This is a genomic window from Armatimonadota bacterium (genome assembly GCA_022563855.1).
Taxonomy (GTDB): Bacteria; Armatimonadota; Fimbriimonadia; order Fimbriimonadales; family Fimbriimonadaceae; genus JADFMN01.
The window spans coordinates 59,811-72,239 of record JADFMN010000012.1 but is presented as its reverse complement, the minus strand read 5'-3'; the positions used below and the strand labels follow the sequence as shown (position 1 = coordinate 72,239).

General features: G+C 58.2%; 12 protein-coding genes. 4 read left to right on the top strand and 8 right to left on the bottom strand.

The window, feature by feature from the left end; all coding sequences use genetic code 11:
- Positions 1-127: 127 nt before the first annotated feature.
- The gene (locus IH944_13180) at positions 128-991 is read left to right on the top strand and encodes a trypsin-like peptidase domain-containing protein (GenBank protein ID MCH7905502.1); all 864 of its coding nucleotides are present in this window, start codon (positions 128-130) and stop codon (positions 989-991) included.
- A gap of 182 nt (positions 992-1,173) precedes the next feature.
- Here the strand turns inward: IH944_13180 and IH944_13175 are convergent, their stop codons facing one another.
- The 3 genes from IH944_13175 to aspS form a co-directional block, all read right to left on the bottom strand.
- Complete coding sequence (locus IH944_13175; GenBank protein ID MCH7905501.1) at positions 1,174-1,794, bottom strand: hypothetical protein; 621 nt, start codon at positions 1,792-1,794, stop codon at positions 1,174-1,176.
- 74 nt (positions 1,795-1,868) lie between these two features.
- Positions 1,869-2,489 (bottom strand): hypothetical protein, encoded by a 621-nt coding sequence (locus IH944_13170; GenBank protein MCH7905500.1) that lies wholly within the window; start codon positions 2,487-2,489, stop codon positions 1,869-1,871.
- 305 nt (positions 2,490-2,794) lie between these two features.
- Positions 2,795-4,621 (bottom strand): aspartate--tRNA ligase, encoded by a 1,827-nt coding sequence (aspS, locus tag IH944_13165; GenBank protein MCH7905499.1) that lies wholly within the window; start codon positions 4,619-4,621, stop codon positions 2,795-2,797.
- 279 nt (positions 4,622-4,900) lie between these two features.
- Here aspS and IH944_13160 point away from each other — a divergent pair, with 279 nt between their 5' ends.
- Positions 4,901-5,845 (top strand): hypothetical protein, encoded by a 945-nt coding sequence (locus IH944_13160; GenBank protein ID MCH7905498.1) that lies wholly within the window; start codon positions 4,901-4,903, stop codon positions 5,843-5,845.
- A gap of 1 nt (position 5,846) precedes the next feature.
- Here the strand turns inward: IH944_13160 and IH944_13155 are convergent, their stop codons facing one another.
- From IH944_13155 to IH944_13140, 4 genes are all read right to left on the bottom strand, one after another.
- Positions 5,847-6,611 (bottom strand): ZIP family metal transporter, encoded by a 765-nt coding sequence (locus IH944_13155; GenBank protein ID MCH7905497.1) that lies wholly within the window; start codon positions 6,609-6,611, stop codon positions 5,847-5,849.
- A gap of 74 nt (positions 6,612-6,685) precedes the next feature.
- Positions 6,686-8,023, bottom strand: coding sequence for a hypothetical protein (locus IH944_13150; protein MCH7905496.1), 1,338 nt, complete (start codon positions 8,021-8,023; stop codon positions 6,686-6,688).
- A 61-nt stretch (positions 8,024-8,084) separates the two neighbouring features.
- Positions 8,085-8,327, bottom strand: a complete 243-nt coding sequence (locus tag IH944_13145) for a hypothetical protein (protein ID MCH7905495.1) — start codon at positions 8,325-8,327, stop codon at positions 8,085-8,087.
- Between the two features lie 71 nt (positions 8,328-8,398).
- Complete coding sequence (locus IH944_13140) at positions 8,399-8,632, bottom strand: hypothetical protein (GenBank protein ID MCH7905494.1); 234 nt, start codon at positions 8,630-8,632, stop codon at positions 8,399-8,401.
- Positions 8,633-9,034: 402 nt separating this feature from the next.
- Here IH944_13140 and IH944_13135 point away from each other — a divergent pair, with 402 nt between their 5' ends.
- On the top strand, positions 9,035-10,045 hold the full coding sequence (locus IH944_13135) for a glycosyltransferase (GenBank protein ID MCH7905493.1): 1,011 nt from the start codon (positions 9,035-9,037) through the stop codon (positions 10,043-10,045).
- Between the two features lie 20 nt (positions 10,046-10,065).
- Here the strand turns inward: IH944_13135 and IH944_13130 are convergent, their stop codons facing one another.
- The gene (locus IH944_13130) at positions 10,066-11,049 is read right to left on the bottom strand and encodes a glycosyltransferase (protein MCH7905492.1); all 984 of its coding nucleotides are present in this window, start codon (positions 11,047-11,049) and stop codon (positions 10,066-10,068) included.
- A gap of 206 nt (positions 11,050-11,255) precedes the next feature.
- Here IH944_13130 and IH944_13125 point away from each other — a divergent pair, with 206 nt between their 5' ends.
- Positions 11,256-12,002 carry an alpha/beta hydrolase gene (locus IH944_13125; GenBank protein ID MCH7905491.1) on the top strand — a complete coding sequence of 249 codons (747 nt, stop codon included), beginning with the start codon at positions 11,256-11,258 and terminating at the stop codon, positions 12,000-12,002.
- The last annotated feature ends 427 nt before the right edge of the window (positions 12,003-12,429 follow it).

Sequence of the window (12,429 nt, the reverse complement as noted above, 5' to 3'; positions counted from 1 at the left end):
GTTTTGGTCCGAAGTACGGTGTGGCCAGGGCTGAAATCGATGGCTCAATCCAGGTGAGCGAGGCGGTTTGGTATCCTATAAATCGAACTCACGGAACGAGGAGCCCGGACGGAGAGTTATGAAACGCATGAACAGCCGCTTCACCCCCGCTTTAATCATCTTGCTGACCGCCCTGCCAGCCCTCTCATTAGCCCAGGAGCAGATCAACGACAGACAAATTCGCAGAACCCTCGAGTCGGCGCTTCAAGATGAGATCGCGGCAGGCGACCTTCTGAGCGGCGCTGTGCTTGTTCAGCAACTCAGCCGGGCGACAGCGAAGATCAAGCTGCCAGAGTCGTTCGATCTTTGCGGACCTGGCGACGACCTGTACGCAGCGGTCAAGAGGGCGACGCTCGTCGTCGCGTCCTACAAGGAGTGCGACCAGTGCGGGAAGCACCACCACACGTCTGCGTCCGGGTTCATGATCTCCGCCAACGGCCTCGCAGTAACGAGCTACCACGTGCTGGACCACGAGGACGCTTCGGCGTTCGCGGTCATGACGAGCGATGGCATCATGCATCCAATACTCGAGGTCGTGGCTGCCAGCAAGCGGCACGACGTCGCCGTTATCCGCGTGAAGGGCGGCGGTTACAACTATCTTCCGATTGCGACTACGGCGCGACCGGGCTCCGACGTGTTCGTGCTCAGCCACCCGAACGGCGCCTACTACTACATGACTCGGGGCGTGGTCGCGCGCTACTCGAACAGCGGACGGAGGCCGATTCTGGAAATCACGGCGGACTCGGCAGCAGGATCGAGCGGCGGGCCGGTGGTCAACGAACGCGGACAGGTGGTCGGGATCGTCAAGGCGACGACTTCGGTGTACTACCACACTCCGAAAGAGGGACAGACGCGCGGCGACCTGCAAATGGTGCGCAAGCTGTGCGTGCCAAGCTCCGAGATTCTGGCCCTGTTCTCGTCCGATCGAGCCAGCACTGCGGCTTCGGACTGAGAGTCCAAAGGCCGGGATGCGGACTAAGAGTCCGCGCTCCGAAAATCCCTCCCCCGACCTGCGGACCCATCGATGCCGTCAAGTCCCCATGGCCGGGGGAGAGGGTCCGCCAAAGAACTCTCCAGCGGAGAGTTCGACGTGGATGGAGGGGGCATTCTCTGTTTTCGTTCGATCTGGACTCGTCAGTCTTGGGAGGAGCATGGGTTTATGGATTTCAGCCCCGACCGGAACAGCGGCAGGAGCGCGGCGATTACGATGACCGGGACGATTAGCTCTTCGAGGATCGAGCTAGTCATGAAGCCCCACATGCCTACGAAGATGAGCCCAGACGCGCATGCGGCAATGATCAGGAGCGTGTAGCCCCTGCCGAGAGCCTTTCCGGTGGTGGTAAGGCTCTCAATATAGCCGACGCGAGTTCCTTTCTCCGCGCGCAGAATCGACACTCGTTTTGAAGGTCGCTTGGCTACCAATTTTATTAGGCAGAAAATGAAGTAGATTCCTGAGATCAGGACGGGGAGGATGCCGACCCAGAGGATGACGCGCTGGACCTCATCGCTCATGGAACCGGACATTATTCCCATCGCGACGATTGCGGCGGCAATGGGAAGAGTGCCGAGAACGATAAGGTGTCCGGCTACCCAGGCGACTAATCCTGGCCCAACGAGCTTCAAGTAACCGCTGAACGCGGTCTTGTCTTCGTCGCTCAAAAGCCGATGACGGCAGAACGGCATCGGAGCGTAGTCCCATCTTCCGTCGGCCCGCTTTGTGAACCGGGCTTCTACGAGTCTGTCAGAGAGTTTCACCTTTCGTTATTCAGTATACGCGGGCTGGTGTCGGATGGAGGCGGCGTTTTCTGCCTTCGCTCGATCAGGAGTCTTCAGTCTTTGGAGGAGCGTGGCTCTCCGGATTTCAGCTCTGACCAGAATAGCGGCAAGAGCACTGCGGAGGCGATTGCCAGCGTGTAGAAACCTCCAGGGAAAAGATCTTCGATAGACGCGAAAATGGCACTGAAAGTGAGCGCTGACACCCATGCAATGATGATCAAGACCGTGTACACCGGGCCGAGTGCGCGGCCAGTTCGCCTCGTGCCTTCCAAGTAACCGATCCGTCGACCTTTTTCTGCATTTCGAATCTCGACTTTCACGAAAGATCTTGACTTAGTCATGCGAACCAGGCAATAAGCAATATAGAACAGAGCGAGCACCGAAGGGAGAAATGGTATCGCAATGAGCGCGACTGTCAGTTCCGGAGAGTCTCGTCCGGCTCTTGCGGCTGAGGTAAGAATCAGGATAACAGGAAAGATTACGGCCCATTTGAAGAAAAGCGAAGCTACGAACAAGTGCAGCCCTGGGCTGGCCAACTTCAAGTTGTGCTCGATGGCCGCCTTCTGCGCCTCTGCGAGAATGCGACAGCGCAAGAACGGAAGAGCCGAGTACTCCCATCTTCCGTCTGCCCGCTTTGTGAACCGGGCTTCTACGAGTCTGTCGGAGAGATTCACCTTTCGTTGCGCAGTATACGAGGGTTGTTGTCGGTTGGTGGCAGGAGGGAGGCTCAAGGTGCGAGGTGCGAGGTTCGAGGTGCGAGGTGCGAGGTGCGATCCGTCCGAATCCCTGAACCTTGTACCCCGTACCTCGCACCTGAAGAGCGTTACCCTTCGCTCTTTGGCGACCACGGAGCGACGCCATCCGTAACTACCGGTCCCGAGAAAACGCGTCGTCAAGCCAACGCAACGCAAAGCGCGGTCTTCTGAGCCTGACGAAGGACCGCGCACTCCCAAACCGAACTAACCCGAACAAACCCGAACTAATCCGAACTCTCGCGCTCGACCAGCTTCAGCCCCATCTCAGCCCACTGCTCCGGCTCGATGGTCGAAGGCGCGTCCATCATCGGGTCGTATCCGCCGCCTAGTTTTGGGAACGCGATCACTTCGCGGATGTTCTCGTCGTCGGTCAGAAACATGATCAGTCGGTCGATGCCGGGGGCGATCCCGCCGTGCGGCGGCGCGCCGAACTCGAACGCCTCGATGATGTGCCCGAACCGCTCCTTCTGCTCCTTCTCACCGATGCCGATCAGCGAGAAGATTCGCCGCTGAATGTCCGGCTGGTGGATTCTGATCGAGCCCGACGCCCACTCGACGCCGTTGCACACTACGTCATAGCACTCAGCGCGCATCTTGCCAGGGTCGGTGTCGATGTAGATCAGGTCCTCGGTCTTCGGGGAAGTGAACGGATGGTGCGTCGGATCCCAACGTTTCTCATCTTCGTTCCAATCGACGAGAGGGAAGTCGGTCACGAACACAAAGCAGAGATTCCTCTTGTCTCGCAAATCGCAGCGGTCTCCGATCTCGTTTCTCAGCCGGCCCAATACCTCGCAGCCAGTCTTCCAAGAGTCCGCGATGAAGCACAGTAGATCGCCTGCCTCAGCGCTCGCCGTCTTGACGATCGCGGCAAGCTCCTCGGGCGAGAAGAACTTGACGATACTCCCGCGCAAGTGGAGCCCGTCAATCTCGACGGTGCCATCGCCAGATTCGCCTTGCACGTAGATCGACGCCATGCCTTTAGCGCCGTACCCCTTGCAGAACTCCTCCAAGACGCCAACCTCCTTGCGCGACAGCGAGCCTCCCGATGGGTAGCGAATCCCGCGTACGCGCCCGCCGCCCTGCACGCACTTGCTGAACACGCCAAAGCCGCACTCCTCAACGATCGACGTGACCTCGAAAAGCTCGAGCCCGAACCGCAAGTCCGGCTTGTCCGTGCCAAATCGATCCATCGACTCGTCGTACGTCAGCCGCTCAAACTTGCTCAGCTTTTCTTTTTCCAGTCCGAACTCGTCGATCAGTTCGTTCACGACCGAGACCGTCAGGCCTTCCATCAATTCCAGGATCTCTTCCTGCTGGACGAACGACATTTCGATGTCGAGCTGCGTGAACTCGGGTTGGCGGTCAGCGCGCTGCGCCTCGTCGCGGAAGCACTTTGCGATCTGGTAGTACCGCTCGATTCCCGCGACCATTAGCAGCTGCTTGTACTGTTGCGGGCTCTGCGGCAGCGCGTAGAACTTGCCGGGCTCGAGTCGGTACGGCACCAAGTAATCGCGCGCGCCTTCAGGTGTGGATCGCGTGAAGATCGGCGTCTCAACGTCTAGGAAATCGCGCTCGTCCAGGTAGTTGCGAATCCTTCGGATCGCCGCTGCGCGGATTGCGAGCTTTCTACGCATTGCAGGGCGCCGGAGGTCGAGGTAGCGGTGCTTGACGCGCAGCTCCTCGTTGACCTTCGCCATCTCATCTTCATCGCTGACGGGGAACGGGAGGGTTTTGCAAGCACTCAGGACGTTGTACGAGCTGATCACGACTTCGACGTCGCCGGTCGAAATATTCGGGTTCCGATTCTTCTCGTCGCGCATTCGAACGATGCCGACAACGCTGAGACAGGTCTCGCTGCGGATGTCGAACTCGCCCTGGAATGTGTCGGGGTCGAACATGAGCTGCACCAGGCCTGTCCGGTCGCGCAGGTCGACGAACAGCAGCCCGCCGAGGTCGCGGACCTTATGCGCCCAGCCGTTGAGGGTGATCTGCTGATCGACCTGCTCAGGCCGTATCTCGCCACAGAGGTGAGTGCGTTGGTTGAAGCTCATATCGGGTTGAATGAGGATACCAGCGGGGGAGTAGGGTCAAGGGTCAAGGGTCAAACCCGAAGAAACCCGAACAAACCCGAACACCCTACCCCACCAAATTGTCCAGCGCCATCATGACCACGAACCCGATCATCACGCCGACCGTCAAAGCAAAGGCAACCGAGGGTGCAATTCTGATCGCGATTTCAACACCAATTCGATGTGTGAAGCGTCTCTATTCTTGAATACGAGATAGAAGTTGGAGGTGAAGCAGTGTTTTCCGCCCTATTGCTTGGTGCTTTGATTAACTCAGCAAAGATCCACGTTCTTCAGGATCAGGGCGAACTTGGTGTGCGCGTCGCGACCTACGACCTTGTAACAGGCTCGAAGCTAAGAGAGTCGGTGAAGCTAGACTTGGCCGACGCCTGGGCAACGCGAAGGATCACTTTTTCAAAGAATCGTGAAATTCTTGAGGTTCACAAGTTTGACGATACCGCCGCGAGTGGCTTTCCTGGAATAGTCTATGATCATCCGCCACAGGAAGTGATCGCGCTCTTAGACGTCCGCAGCGGCGAACGGGTCTTCTCGTGGATCGTCAATCCTCGGCAATTAGAACTGCCAGCTAACGGCAACTGGATGCAGGACTCGATTGTCCGCTGGTATGTATGGTTGCATCGAGACCCACCGCAGCGCGCCGGTCTACAGGTCTTCATTGCAGAGAAATCGGAATTTGCGGATTGGTCGCTTAGTTCGATGGCTCTTACTGCAACAGAGGCAGCGGTGCGCGAACGCAATCTCGTACGAGAAGAACAAGCGGTCGAGAGAGCAGCAGCAATGGGTTGGGAGGAGTACAGTTTCTATGAAGGACTAGTGCCCGTTCAACAAGGCTTCTTTGGCTTGGACGTTTGGAGCACATGGAGATCCGCTATGGATCCCAGTAACCAAACGATTGTTCGGTTACTGAGATCGGGAGAAGGAACTATTGAAGCGTTCTATGGCGAAAGGCGTGTCGAGTTAGATCTTAACCTGGAGCCATGGGGCCGAGGTTTGCAAGTTACGTTTCTGAAAGTCCGCGGAGAGTATCTGACGGTAACCCTTGGTGAGCGGACGTCTCGGGCGTATCGAACTGAGAATGAACTCACGCAACTCTCTACGACCCGCGCGCGACGGATTCGTGTCTATTCGCTAGAGACGGGTGAACTCTTGTTCGACGAGCCCGGAGTCGCCGCGTTGATCGACTCGTGATCTATCCCAACAAATTGTCCAGCGCCATCATGATCACGAACCCGATCATGACGCCGAAGGTCGCGGAGCGGGACTTGCCCTTAGAGTGCGTTTCGGGGATGATCTCGTCGGAGATGATGAACAGCATTGCGCCCGCAGCGAAGGCGAGGCCGATGGGGAGCATCGGCTCGAAGAGCGTTACGGAGCCCGCGCCGAGCAGACCGCCGACCGGCTCGACGAGACCGGTCGCAAGCGCGATCCCGACGGCCTTCCACCGGCTGTAGCCTAGCGCGATCAGGGGGAACGCGACGGCCAGACCCTCGGGCAAGTTCTGCAGGCCGATGCCAATGGCGAGCGACGTGCCAGCGCCGAAGTCGCCGCTGCCAAAGCCGACGCCGACCGCCAGACCCTCGGGGAAGTTGTGGATCGTGATGGCGATGATGAACAGCCAGATGCGCTTCATCTTGGTCGAAGGGCCTTCGCGACCGAGGCCGAAGTGCTCGTGCGGAACCATCTTGTCGATCCGGTCGAGGACGACCGCTCCGAGCAAAACGCCACCGGCGACGACAGCGACGCCCCATGAGCCCCACATCCGTGTGCCGTGATCGATGCCGGGGACGATCAGGGAGAACGACGTCGCGGCGAGCATCACGCCCGCCGCACCGCCGAGCAAAGTATTCAGTACTTTATCGGACACTTTCGGTATGAACAGCGCGGGGAGCGCACCGAGGCCTGTTGCGAGGCCGGCCAGGGTCGAAGCGAGCAGCCCAGCCTGAAAGTTCGTCATCTATGGCGCACAATCAGTTTAGGACTTTGCTCAAGATCGCGTCCACCAATCGGCCCATCTTCGCGGCATGTGATCTACGTCACAAGCCAAACGAAAAGGCCCACGTAGAACCCGGCAAGCACGAGGAACAGCGTATGCAGCACGCGGCGACCGATCGCCAATGCCGGTCCGCTGGGCCAATCCTCCTCGCGGAACGCCACAGCGTCTACGATGATTCTGCCAGCCCAGAACAGTGCGGCAAATCCTACGACGCCAACCGCAGCCCTTTCACGCGACACAATCTCTTGCGAGAAGAATACGAGAAATGCGCCCAGCCCGATGATCATCGCCAAGACGTAGGAGCCGTACACCCAGACGATGCGCCGGTTGAGGCCCGTGAGCTTTCCGAACTCTTCGCGCCACCGAAGCTTAGTCGGCACCTGTGCGCTGGCGATGACCGGGGCAAGTGACACGATCCCTAGTGCGACAACAAGAGTCTCCGGTTGTAGCGACGACATCCAGTCGGAGGCCATAGTGTGAAGCGTTCGGATTAAGGGAGCAATGACGCCGTCTAAGAAAACGGGCGGGAAGAGCAGAGGCACAGGGATGATGAACGCCAGCAGCGCCCACCAACTTCCGCGAATGGAGTACCGCCGCTCCACCGCGATCAGGGCGGCTTGGATGAGGAAGTACGAGAGAGGAAGCCCGTACCCTCCACCGGCGGGGTAGGTGATCGCCATCTCGTGCAGTACGCCCGACGCGACGAACGCGATGATCCATGACCTGCGCCTGCCGATTACTCGGTTCGCCCAAGGAATCAACAGCAGTTGGTTCATCTCGACGAACGGTCTGTTCCATCGGCGCGACCAAAGTTCCAGGAGCGACTTGGCCTTCCACGGTTCGTCGAACGCTGGATCGACTTTCCAGCCGAACAGCCGATAGACCGCTGTCAGCATATCGGAAAAACCGAGGTGGACCATCACGAGAACTGCAAGGATGGCGAGGGTTCCAACTGCCCAACTGGCAAGGGCCGGAGAGAAGTAGACGACGGCTGAGAAAAGCACAGCCCCGATCCACATCCGTCCCCATCCGGCCGCAAACCGTTTTGGCTCGTCTTCACTGGACGATTCCTTTCGCTGGAACGGCTCTGGGTCAACGCCCGGCCAAGGAGCAAGATACGGCAAGAGCCAAGCACCGGCGTTCGTGCCGCGCCGGGCGTACAAGGCGGCGACCTTGACCAGCAGCAGCATGAGCATGCTGGCTGCCAGCAGCTTGATCCCAGCAGGCGCGTTCCACTGGATGGCTAGCAGGACGACGCCTAGCGAGAACGGAACAGCCGCGAGCCGCCGTCGCCAATTCTGAGGAATTGCGATGGCGCCCAGAACGGAGACCGCTATGAGGATCAGCCACGGCACAAGGAGCGATGCTGCCACCTTGATCCGAAGTATATGTCAGAGCGGCGTTTTGGTGATGGGAATTGTTTGGTGCGAGGGGCTAGTCCAGCTCCCTTGCTTCGTCATCCATGCGATCGAGCTGTTTTCGCACCATCTGGCTGTGGATGTTGTTCAGCTTTGGCCATCGACACTGGACGCACCCGCAAAACGTGTGGGTACGTGTGATCTTGCCGACCTCGCGCTTGCCTTTCGGCGAATCGGGATCGACCCAGCGCGACGCGATCGAGCGCGCCCAACGTCTGCGTTTTCCCTCCTGCGACTTTCTGTAACCCCAGCTTCTCATCGCGCCTACCATTTAGTGTAACGCACTGAAGCATCTACAGTTCTGCCAGTTCAGAGAATAGTGGGTCGAGCTTATTGGCAGGAGTAATCCGTGAATGTGATCGAAGATCGCGAAAGGTCTGCGCTTGTGTAGAGGGTGACTGACAAAAAGTTCTTGTCGTAAGAGGTGCTCCTATCGCCATCTGTCTTCGTCCATCCTGCTTCCTCGGTCAGGCGATCTTCGAGGTCGAGTGCAGCCTGATCGGCACGGTCGCTCACATCGAAGTTCAGCCATTCGACGTCGCGACAAGGGCCGAATTCGAACATCACAAATGCTGACGTCCGGCGCGGGTGTGAGTCGTAGGCGCCGATAAACCTTAGTTCGCTCGGTAAGTCTGGAAAGCCGGGCCAACCCGTTCCCTTACCTCCAACAACATATCCCGGCAGTGGCTCATCATCATCGAGTGGGGGCACACAGCCGGCGGCGAATCCGAGCCATGCTAGCAGTGCAAGAACTACGGAGAATCCTGTCACGAATCGTGAAATTGGAAAGATCGGGGCCTTCATACTTGCTTAGTGTTGTTGAAAGGCGTGAGCGTTCACTCTGTCATCTGCCCCATGAACTCTCTCACAGCCTTGACAAATTCTCTAAAATCACGCGTACCGCTCGAGATCTTCAGAGCACCGAGCTTGTATGCGAGATAGAATCAAGAGCAGGATCGGAATCCGATGCCAAACGCCGTTAGCCTTTCGATAGTTCTGGAGTGGGAGAACGCAAAGAGCATGGATCGGCAGTTGGCGATAGAGTTCCTCGTCGACTTGGCCCAGCGGATCGATGAAGTCGATCTTCCGCTGCAAAGGCCGGTGGAACTGATGATTGTGTACGACGAAGACGTGAACGAGTCGGACTTGCGGGGCGATGTCGCAAAAATCCACGACCGTTTGAGCCAGGGCGTACACGTCTCCTTTCTGTTTGCGCCTGGCACCGGCTACTACGAAAAGAAAGGGCTGGCGCCGTACTTTCTGGACTCCGAGATCATCGCCTACGCGGACTCCGACTGTACTTATTCCGAAGGTTGGTTATCAAAGATGACCTTGCCGATCCACGAGGGAAGGGCAGATATGGTCTTCGGGAATACGCAGGTGCGCGCGGGCGATAACCTCGTAGAGCGGGCTTGCGAGTTGGCGTGGTTCTTCCCAACCGACGACCCCTCCGATCCCCTAAAATCGAAGTCAGATAATCGGTTCTTCGCGAACAACTTCGCTGTGCGGCGACAGACGATTCTAGATGTGCCAATTCCCCGGTTCGACGCATCCAGAAGCCAAGGTCGACTCTGGCTTTCCGAATTGAGTCGGAGCAAGAAGGTGATCTTGAAAGAGGCTGACGCCGTTGCGACCCACAAACAGTACGGCACGATAGCAGAGTTTCTAGGACGTGCGTGGCTTTTGGGCAAGGATAAGGACGCGGGCAACAGCGTGCTGTCGGCAAGCCGATTCTATCGATTGAGGCGATCGTTCGCCGCTGTTTTTGAACTGAACGGCAAGTTCATCGGCAGGTTTGTATCGGTCGGCTTGCGGCGAATACCATTTCTAGAAGTTCTTCCGGCCTTCATTCTGGGGGTCGTATTTCAGCTTACAGCCAACACGTCGCAGCTGCTAGCCTCGCTCCGTCGCCGAAGCGCAGAGCCGTCGAGGGATTACACCGACCTGATCGGGCTGGCCAGGGCGTACAGCGAGTAAAGGGGTTCAGAGCGAATGCGCTAGTGTCCGTGCGTCGACTTGTAATGTTCTGATCGCTGGCCGAATACGGCGCGAACTCTGCCGACCGCAAACCCGAACGATCGGATCGCCGCTGTTAACGTTCGGCCGCCGTTCAGCGGAGCGACGAGGAGCAGGCCAACTCCGGCGACAGCCTTCACGACGAAGAATCCGACTGATCGGGCTACCACGGTCGGCGTGATTCTCTTGTACTTTCTGTGGAAGGAAGCCATCGCTTGATCCCGCGTTCGGCAGAATTGGTATCGCGCGTTGAGACGGCTCAGCGGCATGAACTCATGGACGACCGCTCCGCTTACCCAGCCAGTCCTTGCTCCTCTGGCACGAGCCGACCTATAGAAAGATGTATCCGAGCCGCCCGAAAACCCGAGTCCCTCATCAAAACGGACTCCACTGTCGTCAAGAAACTCGCGCTTGCACAGCCAGTTGCTGGTGATGATGGTTACGACGTCATCGCGCCCTGCCCTTTGAAGGGCGCTCGCCTTGCGCTCGATCCTCTGATTCCTGCGCACCAGACCGCGCCATATCGCCCTCTGCGTTGCGCTCGCACCGGGCTCGACAGGGTGCAGACGCACGGGTCCACCGACAAGGTCGAGGTCGCGGTCGAGCATTTCGGTCACAAAGTTCTGCAGCCAATGACGATCAACCGTCTCGTCGTCGTCGATGAATGCAACCAAGTCAGTATCGAACCTCTTCGCAATTCTGAGAATGCGGTTGCGGGCGATCGGGATTCCGATGCGCTCCTCTACTTCATAGACCGTCGTCGAATGTTGCGTCTCGCGTTTGAAATCTTCGACGACTTTAGAGAGCGTGGAGCGGGGGTTGTTCTCGACGAGGGCAAACGTGATCTCGTACTTCGAAATGCCTGTCATATCCCGTAGAGAATCCAAGAGCATGACGAACATCTCGGGCCGATTCCGAGTGATGACTCCGACACAAATGCGAAGCGGTGGTTGACCTGTGTCCATCTGTTCTTGTATGGGGAAACGATCTAGGCTGCGCTCGGAATCGCTGTATGCCTCGCTGCAAGACTTCTGTAACGGACAGTTGAAGCTGATGCCCTGGCATTGCAGCCCGTGCCGATTGCGGTCGAGTCTACCGTACATCGAACTTGCTGACAAACGTTGCAAGTCAAGACGGGAACGGGATAGCATCAGATTGGATTGGGACGGACGTGACGGAAAAAACCGTATTTGAGAGCGATCAGGGCTTAGAATTGGCCGCCGCCATCGACCTGCCCGAGGGCGAGCCGAAGGGTTTTGCGCTCTTCTCGCACTGCTTCACCTGCACCAAGGACCTGCCGATCGCTGTTCACATCGGCAAGGCGCTCGCGGCGGAAGGCATCGCTCTGGTTCGGTTCGACCTGCCGGGGCTGGGCAAGAGCCAAGGCGACTTTGCTGAGACGACGCTGAGCGGCAACGTCGCCGACGTCGTGGCAGTCGCCAGGCAGATGGAGGATCGTTACGGTTTGCCGAGCGTGCTCATAGGACATAGCTTTGGCGGGCCGACCGCAATTCTGGCTGCGCATGAAATTCCGAGCGTGACCGCTGTGGCGACCATTGCTGCGCCGTGCTCTTCCAAGCATGTGCGGCACTTCTTCGACGGCGTGGAGTTCGACGACGCCGGGATCGGAGAGATCGACGTCGCAGGACGCCGCTTCCGGATCAACCGCGCTTTCGACGAGGACCTCGACCAGCACCAGATGGCCGAGAAGATTGCGTCGCTCGACAGGGCGCTAATCGTGTTCCACTCGCCGACCGATACTGTTGTCGGGATAGAGAACGCATCGGATATTTTCGGCGCGGCTCGGCACCCAAAGTCGTTCGTCTCGCTCGACCGGGCCGACCACATCGTGTCGGACGCTCCGACCGCCCGCTACCTCGGCCACGTCCTCTCCGCCTGGGCGCAGTACTATCTTTGAGTGCAGCAACTACTAGGCGACGCCACAGCAGGCGACCCATCAATAGAAGGGTCAAGGGGTTAATGTGAAGGCTCACTGCAAGTTCCCTCAACCGTCATCCTGAGCGGATCGAAGGAGCACGGTAGAGGCGACGGCCCTCGCCGCACGATCTAATGGCCGCGCACAGGTCGGGAGACCCGCACCAAAATGGAAGGCATCGCTCCGGCCCACTTTGCTCGCAGGTTCTTTCCCAACATGTGCCAGCGTCGCCATTTGTCGATTGATTCGATGTTAGCCGCAGATTCGTGAATGTGGAAAAACTGGGGGTAACTTGTGAGGCTTTCCAGTAATACGCAGGCATCCTCTCCGCGTGCCTTTTCGTCTTGTAACATGGCAGGCCAAATACGGGCTGCCATTTGCCGGAATCACCCGCTGAAAGGGTGATTTG

What these genes read in the sequence shown, in the direction of transcription:
- IH944_13180 (MCH7905502.1), top strand. Translation starts at nt 128, where the DNA reads ATGAACAGCCGCTTCACCCCCGCTTTAATCATCTTGCTGACCGCCCTG.
- aspS (MCH7905499.1), bottom strand. Translation starts at nt 4,621, where the DNA reads ATGAGCTTCAACCAACGCACTCACCTCTGTGGCGAGATACGGCCTGAG.
- IH944_13155 (MCH7905497.1), bottom strand. Translation starts at nt 6,611, where the DNA reads ATGACGAACTTTCAGGCTGGGCTGCTCGCTTCGACCCTGGCCGGCCTC.
- IH944_13145 (MCH7905495.1), bottom strand. Translation starts at nt 8,327, where the DNA reads ATGAGAAGCTGGGGTTACAGAAAGTCGCAGGAGGGAAAACGCAGACGT.
- IH944_13140 (MCH7905494.1), bottom strand. Translation starts at nt 8,632, where the DNA reads ATGTTCGAATTCGGCCCTTGTCGCGACGTCGAATGGCTGAACTTCGAT.
- IH944_13135 (MCH7905493.1), top strand. Translation starts at nt 9,035, where the DNA reads ATGCCAAACGCCGTTAGCCTTTCGATAGTTCTGGAGTGGGAGAACGCA.
- IH944_13130 (MCH7905492.1), bottom strand. Translation starts at nt 11,049, where the DNA reads ATGGACACAGGTCAACCACCGCTTCGCATTTGTGTCGGAGTCATCACT.